Raw genomic sequence first — 26,084 nt, 5'->3', positions numbered from 1 at the left:
GGAAGGGTGTGAGCGTGCCGTGCTCGAGAGCGAGGTGGCTGTGACCGTCGCGGCGCGCTCTGCGTTCCGCCCGCTCGCCCCCTACGGCAGAAGCACTGAACGAGATAGTGCCCGGTAGCGCCAATGAACGCGCACCGTAGGGTGAGGCTTGAGCCGCGGTGGCAGCAACTAGGCTTTGCGCTGTATGCGCGCTGTTAAAATCCTTGCGGTGCGGAGCAGGGTGTAACGAAAGAAGATTAATGTCTGACGAGAAGAACGTCGAACTTGGGGTTTTTGAGGCGCTGAACGCCCTCGCGGAGGAGAAGAACGCCTCTGCAGAGACCCGTGAAACTCTGCGTAAGAATGTTCGTGAGAGCTCTGACGCCCAGCAGGGTACTGAGCGCCGCCGTCCGGGTCGCCCGAAGAAGGAGAAGGCTCCTGAGGTTCCCCTGGATGAGGCGATTGCGGCTGGCCTGACCAACCTGCGTAACGCTAAGGCTAAGCACGCGCCGGCACCGAAGGTTGCCGCTCCCGCTGCGTCTGAGACCGAGGTTGCTTCTACTCTGGATAGCCTGTTTGAGGCTGCTGAGAAGAAGGCGGCTGAGCCTGCTGTCGTGGAGAACACCGCGAAGGTCGAGACCGTCGAGAAAACCGCGAAGGTGGAGGAAGTTGTTGCTCCCGCCGCTGAGCCGGTTGCTGAGCCCGCCGCTGAGTCTGCCGTTGAGGTGAAGGAAGAGACCGCCAAGGTTGAGGTCGTAACCCCCGCAAAGGCTGAGGAAGCTGAGAAGACCGAGGCTGCCGTTGAAGCTCCTGTTGCTGAAGATACTGAGCAGAAGGCTGAAGAGGCTGCCGCAGAGCAGCCCGCTGAGGCTGCTGTAGTTGCTGAGGAATCCGCATCCGAAAAAGCTGCATCTGAGGCACCCGCCGCAGAAGAGTCTGCAGAAAAGCCCGCAGCTGAGGAACCCGTAGCTGAGGAACCTGAAGTAGCTCCCGAGCCCGTAAAGACCATTAGCGACCTGCAGCGCGAAAAGCTGCAGGAGCTGCGCTCGCGTACCCCCATGGGTGCGATGCCGCTGTTCATGGCTCCCGAGCCGGAGGAGCTGAGCGAGCTCGCTGTTGCCGCCAAGCTGGAGCGTGAGGCACGCCGCGCCGCTGCCGAGGAGCAGAAGCGTAAGGAGCGCATGGAGCGCCGCCGCGAGGAGGCTGCCGCTGAGGCTGAGGTGACGAGCCACCGTCGCCGTCGCCGTCGCCGCGGTACCGAAGATATTGAGATTGAGGGCGGCGTTGATGACGACGTTGAGACCGTCACCAAGGTGCGTGCGCCGCGCCTGGCTGACTCTCACGCATCCAACACTGTGACCGGTGTGCGCGGTTCTACCCGCCTGGAGGCGAAGCGTGTGCGCCGCCGTGAGTCCCGCTCCCTGGGCCGCCGCCGCCACATCGTGACCGAGGCTGAGTTCCTGGCTCGCCGCGAGTCTGTGGACCGTCAGATGCTGGTTCGTCAGAAGGACGGCCGCATCCAGATTGGTGTGCTTGAGGACGGCGTGCTGGCTGAGCACTTCGTGTCCAAGACCCAGCAGGATTCCCTGATCGGCAACGTGTACCTGGGTAAGGTTCAGAACGTTCTGCCGTCCATGGAAGCTGCGTTCGTTGACATTGGACGCGGCCGCAACGCTGTGCTGTACGCGGGCGAGGTCAACTGGGATGTCACCGGTCTGGACGGTGCACCCCGCAAGATTGAGAACGCCCTGAAGCCCGGCGATTCGGTTCTGGTGCAGGTCACCAAGGACCCGATTGGCCACAAGGGTGCCCGCCTGACCAGCCAGGTTTCCCTACCCGGCCGCTTCCTGGTGTACGTGCCGGGTGGTTCGATGACCGGTATTTCCCGCAAGCTGCCCGACACCGAGCGTGCTCGTCTGAAGAAGATTCTGAAGGACAAGCTGCCCGAGGGTGCTGGCGTAATCGTTCGTACCGCGGCGGAGGGTGCTTCTGAGGAGGAGCTGACCCACGACATTAACCGTCTGCGTGCGCAGTGGGAAGAGATTCAGGAGAAGGCTAACTCCCGCAAGGTGCTGGCTCCGGAGATGCTCTACCAGGAGCCCGACCTGATGATTAAGACCGTGCGTGACGTCTTCAACGAGGACTTCACCGCGATGATCGTTCAGGGCGAGAACGCGTGGGATTCCATCGAGGCGTACGTGACGTACGTGGCGCCGGACCTGGTTTCCCGCCTGCAGAAGTGGGATTCCGCGGATGACCTCTTCGACCACTACCGCATCAACGAGCAGCTGGCGAAGGCACTGGACCGTAAGGTGTACCTGCCTTCGGGTGGTTCGCTGGTGATTGACCGTACTGAAGCCATGACCGTGGTGGATGTGAACACCGGTAAGTTCACCGGTAGCGGCGGCAACCTTGAAGAGACTGTCACCAAGAACAACCTGGAAGCTGCTGAGGAGATTGTCCGTCAGCTGCGTCTGCGCGATATCGGCGGCATTATCGTCATTGACTTCATTGACATGGTGCTTGAATCGAACCGTGACCTGGTTCTGCGTCGCCTGATTGAGTGCCTGGGTCGTGACCGTACCAAGCATCAGGTGGCTGAGGTGACTTCGCTGGGTCTGGTTCAGATGACCCGTAAGCGCCTGGGTACCGGTCTGCTTGAAGTCTTCTCGGAGCCCTGTGAGCATTGTGCCGGTCGTGGCCTGGTGGTTCACGATCAGCCGCTGAGCGGTCGTAGCGGTGGCGCGTCGGATTACATCCACCGCCATGAGCGTAATGACCGTAAGCGTAGCCGTGCCGCTGCCCGCGAGGATTCTCGTGACCAGCAGAAGCAGGATGCTCTGGAGTCGAAGAAGGCTGAGCGCCGTAACGCTATGGCTGCGGTGGCTGCCGCATCCGCTCAGAGCGAGGACGTTTCGGAGGAGACCGCTTCGACCCGCAAGAAGCGTAAGCGCCGCAAGCGTTCGCGCCGCGCGGAGACCGCTGAGCTGTCGCTTGAGCAGGAGATTCAGGGTATTGCCGAGGCTGCCAGCGAGCAGGCTCACGCCGAGGTTGCTCAGCGTGAGGACAAGGTCGCTGAGGTCACCGGCGGCAACTGGATTGGCGAGCAGGGCGGTTTCTCCCTGGAGCAGCTGGCAAGTGCGTTTGACCGCGCGGAGGAGTCCGCTGAGGATTCCTCGAAGGACTCTGAGCAGGAGCGTTCGGAGGACCGTTCTGAGGAGCGTCGTTCGTCTAAGCGCGGCGAGAAGAAGTCTTCTCGTAACCGCCAGCGCCGCGAGCTGACCGATGCGGATATTGCCGCTGTGGAGGATTCCGGCGCGGGTGCGCTGGAGGACGAGCACCACGTTGATCCGGAGCTCGACCCGCGCTTTAGCCGCTCTTCGGATCGTTTTGAGGCGATTCGTGCCGGTGAGGCGAAGGCTCGTGCTTCTCAGAAGGCTGGCCGTCTTGCCCGTACTGAGGGTGAGTCGTTCCGTTCGGGCCGCGAGGATCGTTCGGCGAAGCGCCAGAACGCTGAGCAGCAGAACGCTGAGGCAACCTCCGCTGAGGTAAACTCGGGTGTGCAGAAGGCTCAGGAGTCCAAGCGTGTTGAGCGTGAGGACCTGCGCATCGAGGATGTCCGCGAGACCCCGCGTGCGTCCCGCCGCCGTGCTCGTCGCGCCGCTGATGAGAAGCGCGCCGAGAAGGCTGCTGAGCAGGCGCCCGCAAAGGCTGATAAGATTGAGAAGTCTGAGTCTCGCCCGGTTGTGACCGGCGTGATTGGTGCTCCGGCTGTGACCGGTGTGGTGGGCGCAGCTCCCGCAGCGGTTGAGGCTCCGGTTGAGGATCAGACGCCTGCGGCTCAGGTGCCCGGTTCGACCCCGCGTAAGCGTCGCACTCGCCGTGCGGCTTCGAGCGCCGGTGCCGGTGCTCAGGTCGTGACCGTGGACGCTTCCGAGCGTGCTGAGGGTTCCGTGGTTGCTTCCGCTTCTGTTGCGGATGTGGCTCCGGTGGCTGATGACGCTTCGGCCCCTGTCTTGTTCGGCATTGGCGTTGCCGCTGCCGACATTAAGCGTGAAGGTAAGGACGATTAGTCTTTAGCTTCCGATCATCGGAATTCCGATGGTGTGTGTATATGAGATAGCCTCGGTAGGGCGAGCCGGAACTTCCCTACCGAGGCTATTTTTTTCTGTGCGTGTGCTGCGTCATTTTAAAGGCGCTACTAAGAGTGCGGTGCAGTATTAGAGGAGCATCACGTGGTGTCTGCGGATAATCCGTAAATTTATCTATTGCGCGGCGCGTAGATCATGCCGTATCCTTAAGGACTGGTGTTTATCTCAGTGAAGCCCTATCGACGCAGGGCCAGCGGGAGACACCGCTCCCACCCGCATCGTCTTCGGCGTGGTCGAGTATTCGGCTGAGTCGAAACGTGCGGGAGAGAGACACCACCGGTGAGCCTCGCGTGTTGGCTTCGGCGGGCAATCCCGCCGGAACGCACGGGCCGTTCCTCCTTGTTCGCGGTCATTCGACTGGCGGGGGAGGGCGCACAGCAATGAAAGCGCAGGTTGCTCATTCGTGTGAGATCCAAGAAGCAAGTTGTCGAGAAAAGTGAGTCCCATAGTGGCATACGCGATTGTACGCGCTGGCGGCCGCCAGGAGAAGGTTTCCGTAGGCGACCTCGTTACCCTTGACCGTGTTGCAGGCGAGCCCGGCAGCACCATCGAGCTGCCCGTGCTGCTGCTCGTCGACGGTGACAAGGTCACCGCTGATGCAAAGTCCCTGGCTTCCGCCAAGGTTGTTGCTGAGAAGGTTGAGGACCTGCGCGGTCCGAAGATCGTTATTCAGAAGTACAAGAACAAGACCGGTTACAAGAAGCGTCAGGGCTTCCGCGCCGAGCTGACCACCGTCAAGATTACCGCTATCAACGCGTAATCGAAACGACCGGAATTCAAACCCTAAGGTAGGAATACAGAATGGCACACAAGAAGGGCGCAAGCTCCACCCGTAACGGCCGTGACTCGAACCCCCAGTACCTCGGTGTTAAGCGCTACGGCGGCCAGTCCGTCAACGCAGGCGAGATTCTCGTTCGCCAGCGCGGCACCCACTTCCACCCCGGCCTGAACGTTGGCCGCGGTGGCGACGACACCCTGTTCGCTCTGGCAGCAGGCACCGTCGAATTCGGTACCCGCAAGGGCCGCAAGGTCGTTAACATCCTGGCAGCAGCTGAGTAATACTCACCGCTAGGGCAGAGGGGGTAGGCGTTAGTCTACCCCCTCTCGCTATGACCTCGAATGCCGTGGACGCCTGTGCTGGGCTCCACGATGAGGCGCACCCCAACCCGGTCGCGCCTGCCGCCGCATCCGCAGCATGATTGGTGTGTGCCGTGCGGTGGCGAAGTGAAGATTTTCCAAGATAAGGAGAACCCGTGGCAGAATTCGTGGACCGCGTGGTCTTGCATGTATCTGGCGGTCGCGGAGGTAACGGCTGCGTCTCCGTGCGACGTGAAAAGTTTAAGCCCCTGGGCGGCCCTAACGGCGGTAACGGTGGTAATGGTGGCGCGGTGATTCTGCGCGTGGATAACCAGACCACGACCCTGCTGGAGTACCACCACAGCCCGCACCAGCACGCCCCGAATGGCGATATTGGTCGTGGCGATATGCACCACGGCTTTAACGGTGAGGACCTGATTCTGACCGTGCCGCAGGGTACTGTGGTGAAGGACCGCGAGGGTAATGTTTTGGCTGACCTGCTGCGTGTGGGCGACGAGTATGTTGCTGCCCGTGGCGGTATGGGCGGTCTGGGTAACGCTGCATTGGCTTCGGCTAAGCGTAAGGCTCCCGGTTTTGCTCTGCTGGGCACCCCCGGTGAAGAAGCTGATATTGTTCTGGAGCTGAAGTCCATTGCGGATGTGGCTCTGGTGGGTTACCCCTCGGCGGGTAAGTCTTCGTTGATTGCTGCGATTTCTGCGGCGCGTCCGAAGATTGCTGACTACCCGTTCACCACTTTGATCCCGAACCTGGGCGTGGTGCAGGCGGGCGATGTTCGCTACACCGTCGCGGATGTTCCGGGTCTGATTGAGGGCGCTTCGGAGGGCCGCGGTCTGGGTCACCGCTTCCTGCGCCATGTGGAGCGTTCTTCGGCTCTGGTGCACGTGATTGACTGCGCTACTTTGGAGCCGGGCCGCGACCCGATCAGTGACTTTGAGGTGATTCGCGGCGAGCTACAGAACTATGAGGTTGACCCGACTGCGGGTGTGACCGTGCCGCTGCATGAGCGTCCGCAGATTGTGGTGCTCAATAAGATTGACGTTCCTGAGGCTCGTGAGCTGGCTGAGTTTGTTCGCCCCGAGTTTGAGGAGATGGGCTTCAAGGTCTTCGAGATTTCGACGGCTTCCCATGAGGGTTTGAAGCCCCTGATCTTTGCGATGGCACAGCTCGTTGAGGAGGACCGTGTGGCTCGTGCCGCTGCCGAGAAGGAAGCGGAGCGCGTGGTTGTTGAGGCTCCTGTGGTTCGCCCGAAGGGCTTCCGCGGTAAGAAGAAGCAGGAGTTCACTATTCGCCGCGAGGAGCGTAACCTTGAGCCGCTGTTCCGCGTGATTGGTGAGAAGCCTGAGCGTTGGATTCAGCAGACTGACTTCAATAATGATGAGGCTGTCGGCTACCTGGCGGACCGCCTGGCGCGCCTGGGCGTTGAGGATGAGCTGTTCAAGGCTGGTGCTCGTGCCGGTGACGCCGTGGTGATTGGTGAGAACGACAACTCGGTGATCTTCGATTGGGAGCCGACCATGGTCGGTGGCGCTGAGCTGCTGTCCTCCCCGCGTGGTACGGACGCTCGTCTGGAAGAGATTATTCGCCCGACTCGTGCGCAGAAGCGTGTGGAGTACAAGGAGCGTATGGACGCGAAGGCGGAGGCTCGTGCCGAGCTGGAGTCCGAGCGCGCTGCAGGCGTGTGGACCGAGTCGGTTGAGTACCGCAAGAAGCTGAAGGAAGGCAAGGTCGACGAGAATATCGACATGCCGAACGTCGAGGACTAATAGCTGAAGCGTTAGCTGTTGCCTAGACAGCTGTTTCATAGACAGTGAGTGGTGCCGCGTACCGGGGTTTGGCTCCGGTGCGCGGCGCTTTCTTTTGCGTGCGGTGCTTTCTTGTAGGTTCTGTGGTTGCCGCTCGAGCCGGATGTGCGTGTCAGAACACGCGGGTGAGCCTGTGGAGAACTTGTGGTTGGGCGTGCTGGCTGGGTATTCCACTGGCGGCTTAGCTCACCCCCGTCATTTCGGTGTTTTTGACCGTAAGCAGGTAGCATAGAGGGGAATGTACGCGGGCACCGTTTTCGGTGTTGCGTACCTTCTGTGTACCTGCCCGCATCCGCACCTGTGGTGGCTCTTTAAGTTGCCGTGGTGCGGTCTCTGTCCCAGCAAGGACGGCATTTGTGACTGACCAGCCTGTTCACCTTGATTTTGGTGCCCCGAGCACCGAGTCGATTCCCCCGCGTACCCCCGGTCGGGTGCGTCTGGGCGTGATGGGTGGAACTTTTGACCCGATTCACCACGGACACCTGGTGGCGGCTAGTGAAGTTGCCGCCGTGTTCGACCTGGACGAGGTCGTTTTCGTTCCGACCGGTCAGCCCTGGCAGAAGGTGGGGGAGCGGCACGTGAGTGACGCTGAGCATCGCTACCTGATGACGGTGATTGCGACCGCGTCGAACCCTCGTTTTACGGTGAGCCGTATTGATATTGACCGTGGCGGCGCCACCTACACCTTTGATACGCTTAACGAGCTGCGCGCCCTGCGCCCGGATGCTGACCTATTCTTCATTACCGGTGCGGACGCGATCAGCCAGATTATGACCTGGCGCAATGCCCATAAGCTGTGGGATTTGGCGACTTTTGTGGGTGTGACCCGCCCCGATCATGAGCTGGATCCGCCGCTGGCAGAGGGTCGTCATATTACGACCCTGAAGATTCCTGCGATGGCGATTTCTTCGACCGATATTCGTCGCCGCGCAGCTGAAGATGCCCCCATCTGGTACCTGGTGCCCGATGGTGTGGTGCAGTACATTGCTAAGTACGGCCTGTACAAGAAGGACGCCTTGACGGCGTACCGTGATGGCTTGCCCCGCGTGAAGGATGAGTCTGGGCAGGCACCCCAATCGACGAATAATGAGGGAACACATGAGTGAAGCTACGGGTTCGAAGCCCTATAGCGAGGACGAAGCGTACCTCTACGAGACGTACGTGACCGAGGACGGCATTGAGGTGCCGCCGCCTACTAAGGTGATGGGTCCGCGCCGTCTTGCCCGTTACCGTGAAGAAGTTGCCGAGTACCTGCGTGCGAACCGCCGCGGTGAGCCCGCGAAGCCTGTTGCGAACATGGGCTCCGTGATTCATACGGACGCTATTGACCCGCAGGTTTTGGCTGTTCAGCGTCGTTTTGCGGCGTTGGCGGCTCAGGGCAAGATTGACACTGAGGCGAACGATGAGGAGAAGCTGCATGAGCCTGCTCCTCTGACCAGTAGCCTGCGTGTTCTTCGCCCCGAAGAGATCGCGCAGAACCGTGTGGATGCGACTAGCCCCTCCGCGGTGGATAACCCGATGACTTCTTCGATCCCGGTCATTGCCGTGGTTAAGGAGGAGAAGCCGGAACTCGAGCTGCACCAGTACTTGGTGCGCGATGAGCCGAAGGTTGAGGAGCTGGACAGCTCTGACGTTGAGGCTGAGCAGACCGAGGTTGCTTCCATTGAGGAAGAAGCCGTTGAGATTGCTGAGGTTGAAGAGTCTGCTGACGAGCTGCCCACCCGCGTGAGCGCGGTGGACGCGCAGGGTCTTGACCTGAGCGTGCTGGATAGCGCCTCCGCTGGTGACACCGTGGATTCGGTGGACGGCGACCCGACTGTTGCTCTGAGCCCGGATGAGGTGGAGGAGCTGCTGCAGCGCATGGTGGATCGTCAGGATCCCGAAGAGTCGGCTGCTCTGGTTGAAGAGGTTACCGAGGACGCTGAAGAGTCTGAGGAAGCCGCAGAAGACGGCGAGTCCAAGTCTGCTGAGTCCAAGTCTGCTCCGGTACCTTCCGCTGAGGCTTCCAAGGAGTCCGCTTCTAAGGGCGCTGTTGAGAAGGCTGAAGAGGTTCTGCAGCCTGCGCAGAAGGCCTCCCTGGCGTGGCTGTGGATTGTGCTGTTGCTCGCCCTGGTCGTTGTTGGTCTGATTATGATTTTTGGCCCTAAGTAGGCCGTGAACAATGCACCCCTGTTGCGGGTGCTGCCGGCGGGTGTTCTGCCGGCAAGGAAGGAAAATATGACTGCTGCACAGTCCTCGATTGAGGCTCTGCGCATTGCCGCCCGCGCTGCGGAGGAGAAGCAGGGAACGAACCTGTTCGCTGTGGATGCATCCGACGCGATGGGTCTGATTGATGGCTTCCTGGTGGTTTCTGCCCACAATGAGCGCCTCGTGAACGCTGTTGCGGATGAGGTTGAGGACGCTCTGCGTGAGCAGGCTGACTTGAAGCCTGTCCGCCGTGAGGGTCGTTCCTCGGGTCGTTGGATTCTGCTGGACTTCGGCGATATTGTCGTGCATGTTCAGCATGAGGAGGACCGCGAGTTCTACGCTCTGGATCGTCTGTGGGCTGAGGCCCCGCGTATTGAGCTGGGGGTTGAGAACGAGGCTCCCTTCGACATTGAGGGTGAGACTGAGGAAGATGCTGCACGCATCATTCCCGCTCAGGATGAGGCATAGGCTTCTGCTTGATTTTTAGCTGATGAGGGGTGGGCTCTGCTGGCGCTGTATGGTGCCGCGGGGTCCGCCCTTCTTGCTTAGCCTTTGGCTTACCCGCCGGGAACTTTTTGGATTTTTGGGTGCGCTGGTTTGCATCGCTGTCCGTGGTGTGTGTAATATATTCATGTTGCCTCGTTGAGGTCACTAACAGAATATGGGGATATGGCGCAGCTGGTAGCGCACCTGCATGGCATGCAGGGGGTCAGGGGTTCGAGTCCCCTTATCTCCACGTTTTCCTCGGTTGAGGAGCTTGTCGCCCGGTTCTTGTGAATCGGGCGATTTTGCTATCTGCCGATAACTCTCGATAGTCAACAACACAGTTCATAGTTGAGGAGTCACTCATGGGAGCGCACGCACATCACGGCCACGGCGGGCATCACGGGCATCACCACGACCATTCGCATGCCCCGAGCCCGGAGGACGCCGCCTCGATGCGTCCGCGCCTGCTGATTGCGTTCAGTCTGGCGGTCGTTATTGTGTTGGCGCAGGCGATTGGTTCGTTGGTCACCGGAAGTCTTGCCCTGCTGACCGATACGGCGCACGCCATTACGGACGCGTCCGGACTGCTGGTGGCGCTCACGGCGGCTTCGCTGATGACGCGCCCGGCAACGTCCCGCCGTACGTGGGGTTTCCGCCGCATTGAGGTGCTTGCCGCCCTCGGGCAGTCGGTGCTGCTGCTGGCGGTGGGTATCTACACGGCGGTGGAGGGTGTGCATCGCCTGTTCGCCCCGCCGGAGGTGCCCGGCACCGAGCTGCTGATCTTTGGTGTGGTTGGCCTGGTGGCGAACGCTATTGGTATTGCGGTGCTGGCTACGGCGAGGAACGCGAACTTCAATATGCGTGCCGCGTTCCTGGAGGTGCTCAATGACGCCCTGGGCTCGCTGGGCGTGATTGTGGCGGCTATCGTGATTTGGCTGACCGGCTTCTACCAGGCGGATGCCCTGGCGGGTCTATTCATTGCGGCGCTGATTGTGCCGCGTGCAGTACGTTTGATGAAGCAGACCACGGCGGTGCTCATGGAGTTTACCCCGGACGGCCTGGACCTGGACGCGATGCGTGAGCACATGCTGCGCGTTGACGGCGTTGTAGAGGTGCACGATGTGCACGCCTCGATGGTGGCGACCGGTCTGCCAGTGGTGACCGCGCACGTGGTGGTTGCCGATTCATGCTTCCATGACGGCTCTGCGGTGACGATTCTGGACCATATCCGTTCGTGTGTGGCGAGCCATTTTGAGGTGTCGGTTGAGCACTCGACCTTCCAGCTGGAGACCGCCGAGCTGGGTGGTCGTGAGCCGGCTTCGATTCGCCACCCGTAGGCTGGCTCGCGTAGGTTTTGCCTCGCGTAGGTTTTGCCTCGCGTAGATTTTGCCCATGCTTCGCCGGCAGGTCTGCCCGCCGCGGTAGATAGAGCAGAAATAGCAAGCCAGAACAGGTACCAGAACCAGAGATAGCGGGGGAGAGGCGACCGTTATATTTGGTGGCTCAACTATGCAAAAGATACACTCTTTAGGGAGCAAAAGGTGCTCCTCACCCGCACACTTTGACAGGTCCGCTGGCTGGCTCTTTAGTTTGGCAGTCGCGGTAGCCTGCAACGATGAGCGCCTCAGCCCAGCTGAAACGGAATAGCTGAAACGGAACAGCGGGCGGGCGCATCCATAGATTTTTGACGAGAACAACCACGATTAGCAGCAGATACGGAACACTATGCATTCACCTATTGCCACTTACCTGACCGAGACCCTCGAGTCGGTCGCTTCTGATACCTCCGGTGAGTTGGCAAACTATATTCCGGAACTTGCCGCCGTGGACCCGGACAAGCTCGCCGCGTCTATTGCGATGGTTGACGGTGAGCAGTACGCCGCCGGTGACTCCGATGTGGAGTTCACAATTCAGTCGATTTCTAAGCCGTTCGTGTACGCCCTGGCGCTCGCGGACCGCGGCTATGATGACGTGCTTGCGAAGGTGGGCGTGGAGCCTTCCGGTGAGCCGTTCAATGAGCTGTCCCTGGAGGACGGTTCCGGTAAGCCGCTGAACCCGATGATTAACGCCGGCGCGATTACCACCCATTCGCTGGTGGGTCCTCCCGGTGCGACTCAGGGCGAGCGCATGGAGCGCGTCATTTCTGGTCTGTCTGCGTTTGCGGGCCGCCGCCTGTCGGTGAACGAGCGCGTGTACGAGTCTGAGCTGGAGCACGCGCACCGCAACTACGCGATTGCGCACATGCTGCGCGGCCACGGCATCCTGACCGGCGACCCGACCGTGGCGGTGCAGGGTTATACCCGCCAGTGCTCGCTGATGGTGACGGTTAAGGATTTGGCGTTGATGGCGGCGACTTTGGCGAACTATGGTGTGCATCCGGTGACGGGTGAGCAGGTGGTTCCTAAGACTGTGGTGCGTCAGGTGCTGAGCGTCATGTTCACGTGCGGCATGTATAACGCTGCGGGTGACTGGGCAACCCAGGTGGGTGTGCCGGCGAAGAGCGGCGTGGGCGGCGGCATTATTGGTGCGGTGCCCGGTCAGCTGGGCGTGGCGACGTTCTCGCCGCGTCTGGACGGTCACGGTAACAGTGTGCGCGGTGTGGAGCTGTTCGAGCAGTTCTCGGATGACATGGGCATGCACGTGATGAATGTGCCGACGGTGGCTCGTTCGGCGTTGCGCGCGAACTACCAGATCGGTTCGGGTGATGAGTCTATGCGCCTGATTCAGTTGCAGGGCCGTATCCGTTTTGCGGGTGTGGAGCGCGTGATTCGTGAGATTGTGGAAGCCCCGATGGAGGGTTCCAAGGTCGCCCTGGACGTGACTCGCGTGTACGCGGTGGATGAGGTCGCTCAGAGCATGCTCCTGGAGCTGATGCGTCGTCTGAGGAATGACGGGTACAAGGTGTACCTGATTGATAATGACGAGACGATTACGAATACGGATGCGCTGCGCAGCATGGGTGTGAAGGTTCTGACGAACCCGACGGCAGTGACTTCTGCTGAGTCGGATGCTGAGCGTGTGGCTGAGGCGGACGCCGAAGAGGCTGCGGAGGCTGCGGCTCTGGAGGCACTGAATGCGCTGGACTCTGCTAAGGCGGAGCAGCCGGAAGCTTCGGAAACTGAGTAGGTTTCTCTCCGCGTACTTGATCGTATCTGCGTACTTGGCAGTACGATTGCGTGAACTTTATATATTGAGGCCCCTTTCCCGGGCGCGTTGTGAACGTGTTCTGGGGGAGGGGCCTCGCTGTACTTACCTAGAGTTGCACCTTGCGCTGTAGCTGTACCTGGATTGCCTGGCGGGGGTAGCTTAGTGCGCTGAGCGTGGTCTTCGGTGAGTGAGGGGACTGAAAGTACGTAGAGGTTCTTTAATGGCGCAGTTGTTAATCATTAAGTAATATTTTGAATTTTTCGATAGCTAACAGTGGTCTCATCATACACTCGTAATATGAACACTGTTCCACACCCAGAAACACCTATCGCTCCTCGTCAATCCGCTATCGTCAACCCCGCTACTGACCACATGGTATCGGGCGCCTCTGCCCGCGCCTCCATGGGGCGACGGGAACTCTTACAACACGTTGGTACCTTTGGCCTGGGCGCGGTGAGCTTCGGCGTGCTGGGTCTTGGCCTCACCGGTTGTACCCCGTCGAACACCCCATCGAGCAGCCCGTCCGGTAGTGCGTCGGCGAGCCCTTCTTCGACCCCTTCGGCAAGCTCGGCGGCTGCCCCCTCCGCATCTGGCTCCGCAACGGGTACCCCATCCCCGACTGCCGCGGCATCTAAGACCGCTTCTGCGACTGCGACCTCGTCGAACCCGGTTCCCGAAGCTCGTGCCTGGACTGGCCCGCAGACTGGCCTGCCGGGTGAGGGCAAGTATATTGCGTGGACGGTCGATGACGGCGCCGACCCGGAGGTGGTACGCGCCTACGCGGAGTTTTCCCGCCGTACCGGCACGCGCCTCACCTTCTTTATCAACGGTCAGTACCCGGCGTTTAGGCAGCATCGTGACCTGTTGTTGCCGCTGGTGAAGAGCGGCCAGTTGCAGATTGCGAACCATACGTATAGTCATGCGGCGTTGACGAGCCTGACGGATGAGCAGATTGTTCAGGAGTTGACCCGTAATGATGAGGAGATTAGGCGCCTGTTTGGGGTGTCTTCGAAGCCGTACTTCCGCCCGCCGTACGGGTATTATGATGCGCGCGTGTTGGCGGCTGCGGCGTCGTGTGGTTTTACGCGCCCGGTTCTGTGGTACGGGTCGTTGGCGGATTCGTCTAATATTTCTTCGGCTGAGGTGTATGCCTATGCGGAGAAGTATGCGTTGGCTCAGCATATTGTGATTGGGCATTTGAATTATCGGGGTGTGGTGTCTGAGCTGGACCGTATTCGGGCGTTGTTGGATCGGCGCGGGTTGAAGACGGTGACGATTCGCGACTATTACGGGTAGTGCGGGGGAGCCCCGGCGAGGGGTTCCGGTGGGTATACTGGGAGGCATGATGAAGCTTCCTCAGAACCCTATTCTTCGGCAGGTGTACCGCTTCCGTGAGTCGCTGCTGCTTCTGCTGTATTACTCGCTGTCTTTTCTGGGTGTGCGGTGGATGCGCACGGGGCATCCGCGTGTGGCGGCGGTGTGGTCTGTGGGTTTGTGGCTGAATTTGGTGCTGCGTGGCATGGGCCAGGTGGTGCGTATGCTGGTGCCGGTCCTGCAGGATGCGGAGGCGCGCCGTGCTCGTGCTGAGCGTGCCCGCGCCTACCAGCCGCGCTAACCTCACCGGCTGAGCTGACAGACTAGGCTGATATGACGAAGCCCCCTCGTACTAGAAATAGTGCGAGGGGGCATCGCTATATCTGGGGGGGGGGGCACTAACCGGCAGGCGCTAGTCGTCCTCATGAGAAAACTCGTTGACAATCTCGGGAGCCTGCAGAGCAAACTCATCGGGTTCCGCCGTCTCCGGCGAGAAATCCAGATAGTAGTTACCCTCAGAGGTTCGGGTGATGGTGACGTAGGTGCGACCATAATCGAGTAGCTCGCGAATGCCAACCTTGGTTCCTGGTTTAAGACCCATGCGCTTTCGAATATAAGTGCCCAAATCGCCGTTATGAATCGTAGACATATCTTTTCCACTTCGCCGCCAACCGCTGGCAACCCGCATGAGGAGTTCTGCACCATCATCGCAATACACGGTAAACGGAGTGTTCTTAAGAGGGAAGAAGTTAGAAACTCCAACCCTTGCGGGAACACCGAAGTAGGCTTCATCCTTATTGGATCGATTCGGGCGGAGACCCCAATTAATTCCGGCACCATTATAGGATGAGCTCTTCTTACCCTGGCGGCTGTAGAGGTAAAGATTGACGGACGGGAAGTCCTTCAACCGTTCCTCGCGTTCCGACTTAGGCTCGGGAAGAGGCGGTACCGGAGGCAGGGACTTATTCGCCAGAATGTCGGAGGGCGCTTCGGGGAAGGTGAAGAGAGAATCAACCACAGGGTCGGCGCAACTCAGCGAAGCATCGAAAAGTGTATCGATATATTTCTTCGCATACTCCACGGACACCGGCACAAGAATGTTTTCCTGCTGGCATTCCGAAGCGTCTCGACCGATATTGAGGCCGTCCGTCGAAAGGTTAGCTGAGCCAGCGTAGGCAATATCGAAGGAGCCGTTCTGCGCCCAAGCGTAGAGCTTAGTGTGCACCAGGGGAGAGAGACGAGGATCCGGGTAACGGACATCTATGTACCCATTACTAGCCTTGACCCATTTCTTGAAGATTTCATGAGTCGTAATGCTTACCGCACCATCGCGTGCCATGCCAACCAGAATATGAATCTTGGGGGTGCGTCGGCCCGGACGGAAGTTACTTAGCTCACCCCAACCAGCGGCGTCCCCGGATCGTTTCGTAGGGGCATACTTTACCTGGTAAAGAGCACGGAGGACTGCGGTTGGGGAAATGTAACCGGTGACTGCCCACAGCTCTTGGCCAGCGCGGTCACCTTTAGGATAGGGAGAATGCAGTACGAGTTCTGCTAGATTATCACCCATGAGCGACGAGTAAATTTCCATGAGATAAATTCCTTCTTTTACCTAGAAAAGAGTGTCCTCTTTGTCTGCCTCGAGCTTATCTTCCATCGCCTGAATGCGCTTCTCTACATCGATATTCGGTTCAATGCTCTCGTAAGGGATACCTTCAAGAGTCTTGAAGAGAGCCTCGAATACGACCTGTGCACCGTCCGGAGGAACCGCCATGCCAATCTGGCGACGTACGTTTTCCTTGCTGCCGATGAACTTGTACCAGTCGGGGAAAGTCTGCAGGCGTGCGCGCTCGCGGTTAGTGAGGGCGCGGGGCTCTTCCCAATGGTAAATGTGCGTTCCGCCGCCACCGGAGCCGGTGACGGTGTAAGCAGGCTTATTGGGGTCCAGACGCTTATAAATCTGGCTGAGCTTAGCGCCACGCACGTTGAGGCGCAGTTCCTCAGGCATATCGGTCGCATTGAAGGCGTTCTCGCCGGGCTTGATGTAGGCGAGGCGCTGCTTCACCACCTCAGACTGACGGGTCGGCTCGTTGTTGGTTGCCCATTCGGGGATAGGCGGTTCAGTGATTGCCTGCTTAGCGGTACGCATCATCGAAGGCTCGGGAGTGGTGGGTGCCGGAACCTTGAACGCTACACCCTTGGCGGCAATGTCATCGCGCAGACCTACGATAATGATTCGGTGTCGAGCCTGGGGGAGACCGTACTCCTCGAAGCGGTATTTATGAGCAACAACGGTGTACCCCGCACGCTGCATTTCACGCAGGATGTAAGGGAACGCAAGGCCCTCATTAGCACCGGAGAGACCACCCACGTTTTCTGCCACGAACCATTCAGGCTTGTGACTCTTGAGCACGTTGATTCCATAGGTATAGAGAGGGCCGTATTTACCCTCTAGGCCTTTCTGCTTTCCTACGAGGCTGAAGTCATTGCAGGGAAAACCGAATGCAAAACCATCAATTGGAGGCAGAGCGTCGGTATCGAGCTCACGAACGTCACCGACGTAGACGGTCTCTTCAGACGCACCGGGGGTATTTTCGCGGTAGGTATCCGCAGTCGTGGGGTCGTAGTCATTAGCCCAGACGTGCTCAACCTTGACTCCGGGTACCTTATCGGCTGCGTTGTGCGCGCCCAGGGCAATGCCGCCGGGTCCACAGAAGAGTTCACCCATCCTGTAAATGGTGGGGGAGTGGGACGAGTGCTTCTCAGTCATAAAGTTCTCCGCAAGTCATAGTGCTGTGTCAGGTGCCGGTTGATACATAGAATTACCGTCTATGTATTCAGGTTTAAACCCTCTAAGAATAGCAGCCCGGGGGTCCTGCTCGCATCCTACCTCAAGTAGATTTTGTCGCCTGGAGTAAAACAATCTGGCTTTAGTAGTTTTATAGTGCATCACGATGACGAAAACCTATGCTGACGTGTGAGAACGAGTGCTAAACTCACAGAGGAAGCTAATCAACGGCTTCTGTAAATCACTCACATCTCTATTTTTCAATGAGGAGAAAATGGCTGAGGAAATTTCCAAGCCGGAACAGCAGATTTACGATACTGCTGCGCGGGAACTCATCTCGTACGAAGATGCATGCCGCCAGGTAATTGACGGTATGGTTGCCGCGGGTATTCCGGAAGACGTAATCGTTCCTGTCTACGAGAAGGCACTTCGTAGCATTCAGGAACGTGAAGCCGCGAACGCCAAGGGCGAGTTCGACGAGGCTGCTACGGCCAAGGAAGACTACCACCACTGGTACGATGCCGCTAAGCCTGATACCCGCGCCTGGTCGTACCTGCGTGAGAAGCTCACTTCAAAGATTGGCGAGGATAGCACGTCCACTATTCACCAGGAATCCGGTAAAGTTGTCGGTCTTCTTGCCGATCCCGCGACGAAGAATCTGACCCACAAGGGCCTTGTTGTCGGCTATGTGCAGTCCGGTAAGACCGCGAACTTCTCGGCGGTTATCACCAAGGCGGTTGACGAGGGTTACCGTTTCATCATTGTCTTGGCGGGTATGTACAACAACCTGCGACGCCAGACTCAGGAACGCCTAAATGCCGATGTCGTGGCCTCCCTACATGACGCCGATAAGAGCGTTTACCCTCTGACCAGTATCGAGGGTGATATCTCTCCGAATGCTGATCTTTTGCTAACGGGTCTGCGCACCAAGAGCAACGTTATTTTTGCTGTGGTGAAGAAGAACCCCAGCCGTCTGAAGAATCTGCTGAAGCAGATGGAAGCTGCGAACCGAGAAGGTCTGCTGGACGACGCTCCCGTGCTCATCATTGATGATGAGTCGGACCAGGCAACCCCTAATACCGCGAAGGAAGACCAGGCATGTTCCGGTATTAACCTGCGAATTCGTAAAATTTGGGATCAGGTTCAGCAGGGCTCTTACGTTGCATACACCGCTACCCCCTTTGCGAATGTTCTGATGGATCCCAATGATGATGAACGCTACACCGAGTATGTAGACTCTGACGATCCTGAGAATCCTGAAGGAAAGACTGTCGAACACTATCCGGGTATGTATCCCTCCGACTTTATTTATGCCCTGGAACGCCCGAAGGGCTACATTGGCGCATCTCGTATTTTTGGTACCCCCCTGTGGGCTACCGAGGATGAGGACGGTGTACTTGATGATGGTGCAAATATTGATGCGTTGCGTGATATCGATGAGTGGGAAGCTGAAATCTTGCGTCCTCCGACGCCGACGGAGGAACGCGCCGGTAAGAGGTACGAGCCGGAGATGGTTCCCAGTCTCAAGGACGCAGTGCACTGGTTTATGATTGCCACTGCTCTTCGCCGTCTTCGTACGGGAAAGAAGCAGCATAGTTCGATGTTGATTCACTTCTCGTACAGGGTACAGACTCACTTCGAGGCTGCGGATGTCGTTAAGGAGTACATCGACGAGCTGAAGAAGGCATACGATACGCCTGAGATGAACGAGGCAATGCAGCACCTGTACGAACGAGAGGTTACTCGTATGCAGGCTATCCGCCCCGATGAGTCGTACCCCGCGTGGGATGAGCTGAAGCTTGCTGTGGGCCAGGTTGTCCGCGAGACCAAGTGCATCGTGGACAACGGTTCCTCGGAGGAGCGCCTGGAATACAGCGCAGAATCACCGGCTACCTATGTCGTTATCGGCGGTAATACCCTTGCCCGCGGTTTGACTCTTGAGGGTCTCATCAGCTCCTACTACCTCAGGACGAGCAAAACCTATGACGCTCTTCTGCAGATGGGTCGTTGGTTCGGCTTCCGTCCTCGATACGATGATTTGATTCGTCTGTGGACCACCAGGGACCTTCAGGATGACTATCGCCACCTTGCCGGTGTCGAGGATGAAATCCGTGAAGAGATCCGCATTGTGGGTAGCACCCCCAAGAGTGTTGGCGTGAAGATTCGTACTCACCCCGGTTCGTTGCAGGTTACCGCCCGAAACAAGATGTACCACGCTACGACCCTCAGCGTTGATTACAGTGGTAAGCTCCACCAGCTGACTCGCTTCGAGGAGAAGAACGCCGAAATCCTGAACCACAATATTCAGGTATTCGAGTCGCTCATTGGCTCTATCTCGAGCACTCATGAGGTAGTGCAGGATAAGAACAACGGTAGCTACCTCTTCACCGGCGTGCCTGTGGATGCGGTGCTGTCCTACTTCAAGGACTTCAAAGCTCACTCCTCGCACTATGAGGCTGGCCCGGAGAAGCTGGTTGAGTGGATTGAGAAGTACGCCGACCAGGACTGGAATGTCGTTATCTATTCCGGTACCCAGAAGGATATGCCGCAGCAGAACTTTGCCGGTCTGGACATTCGTATGGCAACCCGTAGCGCGTACGTTAACTCTGAGCCTGGTATCGCTGATTTGGGTGCTCTTGCTGTTGGTGAGACCCCCATTGTCGACCTCAAGATTCTTGCTGAGGCCGGAAAGTTCGCGGATGCCGAAGCTTTGAAGGCAGCCAAGAGCCGTGCCGCGCAGTTGGGTTTGCGTTACCTGGAAGGTAATGTCCCGCTCCTGGTAATTTACGTGGTTAACCCCCATTCCCAGGCAAAGAAGGGTGTCCGCCGTCGTGATCTTGACGCAGTGGCACCGGTTGTCTTGCATGCGGTTGTGCTTCCTCAGGTGGCAGGCTCCAACTACGGTAACTTCATTTCGGTTGTTCCTAATTCGGTTGAAGACCTGCATCTCGACGAGGAAGAACTGGATGAGAACAGCTCGATTCTGGCAGCAGCTGACAGCGATGATGAAGGCGACTACAAGAGCGAGTAACCTCAGGTAGCTTCTTCAGCGCCCATAAATAGGTATAGGTTTCGGGGTGTCATCTCACCGGATAATGCCACCCCGAAGCTTTATACCCCCCATAACACACACCGTACGACTCAATAGTGCCCAAATTTCTACAGGGCAAGGAGATAACATCGTGAGCCTTGACTGGTTCCCCCTTCCTAAAAATACTGGTTCAATATCTGCTCGAGGAGCCTCGCGTACCCTCGGCCGCCCTAATCTGACCCCGCTTGCTCTGGTGACCCGAGAGATGGCTCAGAACTCGTGGGATGCACGCCTTGATGGGCACATGCCGGAGTTCGGTTGCTTGGTTCGGTATGCCAATCAGGGTGTACTGAACACTCTGCGGAACGAGGTATTTGCAGCTGGTTTTGAAATCCACAGTAAGTACACCGGTCTCGATCAGACTTTTAACCGCGGCGACGTCTACTTCTTGGAGTTCTGGGACCGCGGGACGGTCGGTCTTGACGGTCCGGAGCGCCCCGACGAAGCTGTTGAGGAAGGGGAGAGCCAGAACTTCGTTAACCTCACGATGAACCTTGGTAGCGATAACAAGGGTCAAGGTAACGGTGGCTCATATGGCTTCGGTAAAACGGCTGCTTTCAATATGAGCGAGTCTCAGTCCGTTATTTACTGGTCTGCCTTTAAGACCAAAACTGGCGAGATTGATTACCGACTTATTGCTGTTGCCCTTGGCAAAGAATATACGTACGACGGTCGAAACTATACCGGTCGCCATTGGTGGGGATATGCGGGACCCACACTTAATGGAACGGATAACATTCTCCCGCTGACGGGAGAGCCTGCTCGTCGGCTGGGTGAGGCTATTTTCTCTCGTCACTTTAATGATGGAGAAACTGGCACTTCAATTCTTATTGTTGATGCAAAGCCTGCAGAGCTTATGGAAGCATCAGATAATGATGAAGGTAAGATTCCGGATGAACCGGGTCGAATTATTGACCGTTCCCACGAAAAGATTCAAAATATCGTGATGCGCCATCTTTGGCCCAAATTGGATGTTGAAGATGGAAATAGGTCTATGGATATTAGGATTAATAATGACCCTGTCTTGATTCAGAACCTTAAGAATAAGCCTGAATATAAGGGAATTGAGCAGCTGTGCGCAGCTCTTATTGACGTGCGGAAAATGGATGAAATTAAAAGAGAAAATATTGATGCTGACTCATTTGTTGGTGTTTTCTACTATAACAGCTTTGTTATTAAGCGAGTCAAGGATTCCTACAATGTTGGATATCTAAGGATTGCTCGAAGCGAGTACAAAAATAACACTGATGGGTTAATCTATCCTCAAAACACTGTGTGCTTGATGCGTAATGAGGCTGAATTAGTCGTCCAGTACCGAGAAGTGAATGGCCTGGATGACTCGAAGGCCACTTGGTATGGCGTTTTCAAGCCTGACGCTGAAATGGATGTTGCCTTCCGAGAGGCTGAGCCCCCAGCTCATGACGAATGGAATCCGAAATCTCTTGAAAATGCTGAGTATAAGAGAATTGTTACTTATGCGATTAATAATATTAATAAGAGTCTAAAGAGTATCTTTGAAGCGAAAGATATTAAGCGCGATAGTGGATCGCTGGGTTCTTTGTCGAAGATTTCTCAGAAGCTTGCTCGGTTCAATCCGATTATGTCCCCCGGAGGCGGTGTCATTACTGAGCTGACGGAAGAGGACGAAGGTAAAAATAAAAAGCGCCCTGGCGGCGTTGTTCGTCGCGCCTCGGTATCGATTGAGTCTGCGGCGATGACTGGCGTTCACCCGCAGAACCCTGATTACGTGCAGTATTTCATTAGCTTCTCCTGCAGTAGCGCTTGGAAGGCTGGTCAGCGTATCGGTATCAAGGTTTCTATCGCAACCGGCGATGAGAGGACTCTGGAGTACACAGACTCTCACGACCTTGAGCCTTCTTGGAGCGAAGGCTGGGGTCCTGACGCTAACGACACCCAAAAGGTGGGGCATGTTTATGTGCAGTGGGACGGTTCTGAAGATTCCGAGGAGAACCAGGGGTCTGTGGTAGTTACGCTGCGTAAGGGTAAGACCTATATTTTTGAGATGGAGGGCTGATAGCTATGGCAGGTAAGCGTGTAAAGGCATATCCTCATCTCACCCTTTTCCCGCACGAAGTGGAATGGGGCGAATGGGATATTCGTAATCAGAACGGCGAAATTGTTGACCCGGATAATCTATCTTCAATTTGGAACTATGAAACTAATCTGAAACTTTCTATTTCTGTTAGAGCTAGCGTTGAGGGGCTCCGTCGAGTACTTGGAAGCTTGGACATCCCCTTGAACCTAGTGTGTGAGGTCCAGTGCCGACCGACCCACTGGAGCGTCATTGAAGAGAGCCGAGATATTCAGCTCGATTCGGAATCATTTGTTGCGGTTGTCAGTGTCAAGATTCCTGGACGTAAGGTTGCGGGAGAACTGAAACTTCGAGCAGTGCTAGTGGGTGGTGCTCTAGACATGGAGGGACATAATCAGGCGCGAGAAGCATACATTGCTACGTCTGAAAAAATTCTCTCTATAAGTGGTGAAGGTGCTGGCATGCCATTCTCGCAGCTCGATTTTTCTCGAGTGCACGAGTGGGATAAAAATTCGCCCTGGGTTGTAGAATGTGACGCGAGTAATCCGGAAGCAATTTATTCAAGGTGCGTGCGAGTATGTGTGAATACAAAACACCCGGCTGGTGAGGCTTTGGTGCGAGAGAATGAAAAGGATTATGAAATCCTAGAACCCGCTATTTCTCGAGATTTTCTGGCAACTCTTGTGCGAGAAATCTATATTTCTCATATGAACGAGACTTCTTTGTATATGTCGCAGAAAGAACTCACCGAAGGAAATTGCAAGCAGTTTCAAATCGTCGCCCAGAGGATTATTAAAGAAAATTTCTCAATGACCATTCCGGAACTTATTGACGCGCTGAAAAGGGATTGGAATTCCGTGCAGAGCAAGATTGACGGTGCTACCGGGTACATGCAGAAGGGATGGAAGTAGGCATGGTTCAGCACAACATAGAGCCTGCCCAGCAGGATATTAGACCTGAGACTACTCAGGCGCCTGCAGAGCAGGAAGAACAGTATATTTACTACCGTCTGGAAGAATTTCTAGCGGGTATAGAATTGCAGGAATGGAAAAACTCTGGGGTTCCGCTACGCAATGTAGATTGCGGAAAAATTGATACTGACCTGGACTTTCTTAAGCTTGGCGGAACCAAGATTCCGATAATGATTCTGGATAAACTTCGCAGAATCATCGATGAGGAACTTAATAGTCTTAAGGCTTTTTCTGATGATCGGGATAAGTGGAAGTACGAGTACTCGCACCGTATCGGTAAAGCCCTACACAAGAACCTGCACATGATTCGCGGCGAAGCTGAATCCATTGAGGTGTGGCAGTTTATCGGTCTGAGGGTTCTGCCTGTGGCTGCTTTTGCGCGTTTTGCCCCGTCAAATAAGGACCGACATATTGGCAACCTGCGCCGCCACGTCCTACGTCGAACCTGGCTGACCTATGACCTCCTGGGTGAAGTCATGGAAGAGGGAAGCTACCTCACAGAGGAAGACCTCAACCAGATTTTGGACCGAACCTCTATCTCGACGAACCGTAATTTGGCGTTGGCTCTCGCTCGAACCCTAAACTCTGTGGGTGTACCCAGCGATTATGGTTTGGAGAGGGGAGTCTCTGCTCGTAGGATCAAACGTAAAATTGCGGAAGAGCTCACGGTGCGTATGGGCGTTGAGATGGTGCAGTACAAGTCGTACGAGGATATGTTCGCACTCCTTGAGGACATCAAGAACGAGGTTATCGAGGCCTTCAAGCTGCAGGAGGGTATCACCGAAGAACAGGATGAAGATACCTGGGATTCTGAAGCTGTAGAAGACTACGAGTCGGAAGAGGTAGAGCTTGAAGAGGAGGAAGAGCCAGCAGATCTTGAGGCTGCTGAGGACATCGAACCCGCGGAACCTGAAGCTGAGGAATCTGATACTGAGGAGTCTGAGGCTCAGGAACCTGCGGAACCTCAACCGTTCTTCGTGCCGGTTAACGAATTCCGCGAATCAAACCTCTTTAGCTCAACGCAGTACGGGTACTACGTTGACGAGGAACCTGAGGAACGTCCGTCACGTCTTCGAACTCCGCAGAGCAAGCTCAAAGCCAAGCTAGAACAAGAAAGCTCTGAAGCAATTGCGGACGAAGAAGCTCATGAGCAGGCTTCTGAAGCTAAGACTCGCAGGAGCAAGCTCACGCCTCCCAGATCTAAGATGGGACAGTTCTGGGGCAACATGCCCTGGAAGCGCTAAAAAGTAAGAATCCCCCTTGTACTAGAAATAGTACGAGGGGGCTTCGCTATAAGAACGGGCAGGAGCCTAGTGCTTCTTCTTCGGCTCGCACGCCACGCCGTCACCGTCTTTATCTAGACCCGGGCGGTAACCCGGCTCGCCACGATGCAAGGGCGCCGCACCAGCCGCACGAGCATCAGCGCATGTTTCGTAGTAAACACTCGACTGCGCCGGAGCCTGCTGAACCGGCTGCGCGGGCGCCTGCTGGACGGGCGCCTCCGTAGCTACCGGCGCCTGCTGAACAGGCTCAGCCTGTTGCGCGGGAGCCTCAGTAGCCGGTGCCTGCACGGGAGCCTCAGTCGTCGGAACAGGAGACGGGGTTACCGTCGGGGTAGGAGACTCCGAAGGAGTCGCAGACGCACTCGGAGAAGAACTAGGAGTAGCTGAAACCGAAGGGCTAGCAGAAACAGACGTCGACGATGACGCAGAAGGCCCAGGCTTCGGAGCGCGAACAGACGAAGAGCAACCAGTCAGCAGCAGAGCACCCGCAAGAACACCAGCGGTCGCGGTGTGAATTTTCAACACAATATTCCTTTATAAAGTGAGTGGACAAGTGTGTTCACCGTAGAACACACACTCAAGTGTAAATGAAAACAGTCCTATCCGCAGGTAATATTGAGCTCCCAAACATTCTGACAAGGGAAGATATAACGTGCGGGCATAGCAAAGCCCCCTTGCATCGGTTCATGCAAGAACCGGCGCAAGGGGGCTTCGCTATACCTGGGGCTGCATTAGCCGGGGGCGCTAGGGGAGTAGCACCCCCCCCGCCGCGCACCTCTCAGCAGTTCTAGGAGCAGTTGCCGTTCACATCGCAGGACGGACCCGCCTCCGCAGCATTGTTACCTGCTGCGTCACCAGCCGCGCCCGCCAGCGGGTTCAAAAACTCAACACGGTGAGTCTCCTCCCACACCTGACGCAGCGCCTGCACCAGCATCTTCGCAGGCTGCGCACCACTGACCGCCCACTTCGACTCAATCAAGAAGAACGGCACACCATTAATGCCCAGCTGGCGTGCCAACTGCTCATCAGCACGCACATCCGCCGCGTAACGGTCGCTCTTCAACACCGCCTCAACCTCGGCAGTATCCAGGCCAATCTCAGAAGCAATATCCAGAATCGACTCGTGATCCTGCACCGAACGGCCCTGCGTAAAGTACGCCAGCTTAAACGCCTCCTGCGCCGCCGACGCCAAACCCTGCTCCGCCGCATAATGAATCACACGGTGCGCATCAAACGTGTTACCGTACCGCGCCTGACGCCAATTGAAATCCAAACCCACCTCGCGGGCACGCTCCGCCAACGACTCCTGGCTCGCAATCGCCTGCTCCAACGACATCTGATACTTACCGGCAATCAGCTCAGGCAGCGAACCGGCAGGATGCTCCGTAGCCGACGGGTCCAGCTCAAAACTATGCCACACCACCTCAACCTCGTCACGGTGCTCAAACTCGGCGAGCGCCTGCTCCAGGTTACGCTTGCCCACGTAGCAGAAGGGGCACACAATATCGGACCAAATATCAATACGCATGGTGTCTATTCCTCTCACACTCGGATGGGGCAACTGCCGCAACTGTACGCTCACCTAACGCCCCGGTTGCCGCGTTTATTCCCGGCTATTTCCCAGCGTTATTCCCGCCGGGTACGGCAAAGCCCCCTCGCGCCGGTTCGTACAGAATCTTCTGCACAGGAATATCCGTACAGGAACCGGGTCAAGGGGGCTTAGCACACGCGAAA

At 57.0% G+C, this 26,084-nt stretch carries 19 protein-coding genes and 1 tRNA gene; 16 read left to right on the top strand and 4 right to left on the bottom strand.

Features of this window, described 5'->3' with window-relative positions:
• The first annotated feature begins 239 nt into the window (after window positions 1-239).
• The 12 genes from HMPREF2528_RS07870 (at window position 240) to HMPREF2528_RS07815 (ending at window position 14,465) form a co-directional block, all read left to right on the top strand.
• A complete protein-coding gene (locus HMPREF2528_RS07870) occupies window positions 240-4,052 on the top strand; it encodes an Rne/Rng family ribonuclease (protein ID WP_070543683.1) in 3,813 nt (1,270 codons plus the stop codon).
• 526 nt (window positions 4,053-4,578) lie between these two features.
• The gene (gene rplU / locus HMPREF2528_RS07865) at window positions 4,579-4,890 is read left to right on the top strand and encodes a 50S ribosomal protein L21 (protein ID WP_005505764.1); all 312 of its coding nucleotides are present in this window, start codon (window positions 4,579-4,581) and stop codon (window positions 4,888-4,890) included.
• A gap of 41 nt (window positions 4,891-4,931) precedes the next feature.
• Complete coding sequence (gene rpmA, locus HMPREF2528_RS07860) at window positions 4,932-5,189, top strand: 50S ribosomal protein L27 (protein ID WP_005505766.1); 258 nt, start codon at window positions 4,932-4,934, stop codon at window positions 5,187-5,189.
• A 194-nt stretch (window positions 5,190-5,383) separates the two neighbouring features.
• Window positions 5,384-6,991 (top strand): GTPase ObgE, encoded by a 1,608-nt coding sequence (gene obgE, locus HMPREF2528_RS07855; RefSeq protein WP_070543682.1) that lies wholly within the window; start codon window positions 5,384-5,386, stop codon window positions 6,989-6,991.
• A gap of 395 nt (window positions 6,992-7,386) precedes the next feature.
• Window positions 7,387-8,136, top strand: a complete 750-nt coding sequence (gene nadD, locus HMPREF2528_RS07850; protein WP_070543680.1) for a nicotinate-nucleotide adenylyltransferase — start codon at window positions 7,387-7,389, stop codon at window positions 8,134-8,136.
• Complete coding sequence (locus HMPREF2528_RS07845; RefSeq protein ID WP_070543678.1) at window positions 8,129-9,181, top strand: sulfite reductase subunit alpha; 1,053 nt, start codon at window positions 8,129-8,131, stop codon at window positions 9,179-9,181. The genes nadD and HMPREF2528_RS07845 overlap by 8 nt, the downstream gene beginning before the upstream one ends.
• Before the next feature lie 66 nt (window positions 9,182-9,247).
• Entirely contained in the window at window positions 9,248-9,685 is a 438-nt protein-coding gene (gene rsfS, locus HMPREF2528_RS07840) for a ribosome silencing factor (protein ID WP_005505774.1), read from the top strand.
• 195 nt (window positions 9,686-9,880) lie between these two features.
• Window positions 9,881-9,953, top strand: a tRNA-Ala gene (locus HMPREF2528_RS07835).
• A 112-nt stretch (window positions 9,954-10,065) separates the two neighbouring features.
• Window positions 10,066-11,040 (top strand): cation diffusion facilitator family transporter, encoded by a 975-nt coding sequence (locus tag HMPREF2528_RS07830; protein WP_070506148.1) that lies wholly within the window; start codon window positions 10,066-10,068, stop codon window positions 11,038-11,040.
• A gap of 388 nt (window positions 11,041-11,428) precedes the next feature.
• Complete coding sequence (locus tag HMPREF2528_RS07825) at window positions 11,429-12,829, top strand: glutaminase (RefSeq protein ID WP_012903418.1); 1,401 nt, start codon at window positions 11,429-11,431, stop codon at window positions 12,827-12,829.
• A 318-nt stretch (window positions 12,830-13,147) separates the two neighbouring features.
• Window positions 13,148-14,146, top strand: coding sequence for a polysaccharide deacetylase family protein (locus HMPREF2528_RS07820; protein WP_070543675.1), 999 nt, complete (start codon window positions 13,148-13,150; stop codon window positions 14,144-14,146).
• Between the two features lie 46 nt (window positions 14,147-14,192).
• A complete protein-coding gene (locus tag HMPREF2528_RS07815) occupies window positions 14,193-14,465 on the top strand; it encodes a hypothetical protein (protein ID WP_239662317.1) in 273 nt (90 codons plus the stop codon).
• 111 nt (window positions 14,466-14,576) lie between these two features.
• On the opposite strand, the gene HMPREF2528_RS07810 is transcribed toward HMPREF2528_RS07815, so the two are convergent.
• Together HMPREF2528_RS07810 and HMPREF2528_RS07805 are read right to left on the bottom strand one after the other, a co-directional pair.
• Window positions 14,577-15,755, bottom strand: coding sequence for a restriction endonuclease PLD domain-containing protein (locus HMPREF2528_RS07810; protein WP_070543673.1), 1,179 nt, complete (start codon window positions 15,753-15,755; stop codon window positions 14,577-14,579).
• Between the two features lie 21 nt (window positions 15,756-15,776).
• Complete coding sequence (locus tag HMPREF2528_RS07805; RefSeq protein ID WP_070543670.1) at window positions 15,777-16,934, bottom strand: DNA cytosine methyltransferase; 1,158 nt, start codon at window positions 16,932-16,934, stop codon at window positions 15,777-15,779.
• Window positions 16,935-17,226: 292 nt separating this feature from the next.
• On the opposite strand from HMPREF2528_RS07805, the gene HMPREF2528_RS07800 reads away from it, so the two are divergent.
• The 4 genes from HMPREF2528_RS07800 (at window position 17,227) to HMPREF2528_RS07785 (ending at window position 24,311) form a co-directional block, all read left to right on the top strand.
• The gene (locus HMPREF2528_RS07800; RefSeq protein WP_070543667.1) at window positions 17,227-19,983 is read left to right on the top strand and encodes a Z1 domain-containing protein; all 2,757 of its coding nucleotides are present in this window, start codon (window positions 17,227-17,229) and stop codon (window positions 19,981-19,983) included.
• A 151-nt stretch (window positions 19,984-20,134) separates the two neighbouring features.
• The gene (locus tag HMPREF2528_RS07795) at window positions 20,135-22,078 is read left to right on the top strand and encodes a hypothetical protein (RefSeq protein ID WP_070543665.1); all 1,944 of its coding nucleotides are present in this window, start codon (window positions 20,135-20,137) and stop codon (window positions 22,076-22,078) included.
• Window positions 22,079-22,083: 5 nt separating this feature from the next.
• On the top strand, window positions 22,084-23,007 hold the full coding sequence (locus HMPREF2528_RS07790; protein ID WP_070543662.1) for a hypothetical protein: 924 nt from the start codon (window positions 22,084-22,086) through the stop codon (window positions 23,005-23,007).
• Between the two features lie 2 nt (window positions 23,008-23,009).
• The gene (locus tag HMPREF2528_RS07785; RefSeq protein WP_070543660.1) at window positions 23,010-24,311 is read left to right on the top strand and encodes a DUF6339 family protein; all 1,302 of its coding nucleotides are present in this window, start codon (window positions 23,010-23,012) and stop codon (window positions 24,309-24,311) included.
• Window positions 24,312-24,377: 66 nt separating this feature from the next.
• Here the strand turns inward: HMPREF2528_RS07785 and HMPREF2528_RS07780 are convergent, their stop codons facing one another.
• Together HMPREF2528_RS07780 and HMPREF2528_RS07775 are read right to left on the bottom strand one after the other, a co-directional pair.
• Complete coding sequence (locus HMPREF2528_RS07780) at window positions 24,378-24,875, bottom strand: excalibur calcium-binding domain-containing protein (protein ID WP_083297893.1); 498 nt, start codon at window positions 24,873-24,875, stop codon at window positions 24,378-24,380.
• Between the two features lie 262 nt (window positions 24,876-25,137).
• Entirely contained in the window at window positions 25,138-25,878 is a 741-nt protein-coding gene (locus HMPREF2528_RS07775) for a DsbA family oxidoreductase (protein WP_070543658.1), read from the bottom strand.
• Window positions 25,879-26,084: the final 206 nt, after the last annotated feature.

Source organism: Rothia sp. HMSC078H08, assembly GCF_001808955.1.
Lineage (GTDB): Bacteria > Actinomycetota > Actinomycetes > Actinomycetales > Micrococcaceae > Rothia.
The sequence above is the reverse complement of the archived record's forward strand: the minus strand, read 5'-3'. Positions and strand labels throughout refer to the sequence as shown.

Bases quoted from the DNA above. Each gene is read 5' to 3' on its own strand.
- HMPREF2528_RS07800 (WP_070543667.1), top strand. From the start codon at position 17,227: ATGGCTGAGGAAATTTCCAAGCCGGAACAGCAGATTTACGATACTGCT.
- HMPREF2528_RS07845 (WP_070543678.1), top strand. From the start codon at position 8,129: ATGAGTGAAGCTACGGGTTCGAAGCCCTATAGCGAGGACGAAGCGTAC.
- HMPREF2528_RS07830 (WP_070506148.1), top strand. From the start codon at position 10,066: ATGGGAGCGCACGCACATCACGGCCACGGCGGGCATCACGGGCATCAC.
- HMPREF2528_RS07805 (WP_070543670.1), bottom strand. From the start codon at position 16,934: ATGACTGAGAAGCACTCGTCCCACTCCCCCACCATTTACAGGATGGGT.
- HMPREF2528_RS07790 (WP_070543662.1), top strand. From the start codon at position 22,084: ATGGCAGGTAAGCGTGTAAAGGCATATCCTCATCTCACCCTTTTCCCG.
- HMPREF2528_RS07810 (WP_070543673.1), bottom strand. From the start codon at position 15,755: ATGGAAATTTACTCGTCGCTCATGGGTGATAATCTAGCAGAACTCGTA.
- HMPREF2528_RS07825 (WP_012903418.1), top strand. From the start codon at position 11,429: ATGCATTCACCTATTGCCACTTACCTGACCGAGACCCTCGAGTCGGTC.
- HMPREF2528_RS07775 (WP_070543658.1), bottom strand. From the start codon at position 25,878: ATGCGTATTGATATTTGGTCCGATATTGTGTGCCCCTTCTGCTACGTG.
- HMPREF2528_RS07820 (WP_070543675.1), top strand. From the start codon at position 13,148: ATGAACACTGTTCCACACCCAGAAACACCTATCGCTCCTCGTCAATCC.
- HMPREF2528_RS07815 (WP_239662317.1), top strand. From the start codon at position 14,193: ATGATGAAGCTTCCTCAGAACCCTATTCTTCGGCAGGTGTACCGCTTC.
- HMPREF2528_RS07870 (WP_070543683.1), top strand. From the start codon at position 240: ATGTCTGACGAGAAGAACGTCGAACTTGGGGTTTTTGAGGCGCTGAAC.
- HMPREF2528_RS07785 (WP_070543660.1), top strand. From the start codon at position 23,010: ATGGTTCAGCACAACATAGAGCCTGCCCAGCAGGATATTAGACCTGAG.
- rpmA (WP_005505766.1), top strand. From the start codon at position 4,932: ATGGCACACAAGAAGGGCGCAAGCTCCACCCGTAACGGCCGTGACTCG.
- rsfS (WP_005505774.1), top strand. From the start codon at position 9,248: ATGACTGCTGCACAGTCCTCGATTGAGGCTCTGCGCATTGCCGCCCGC.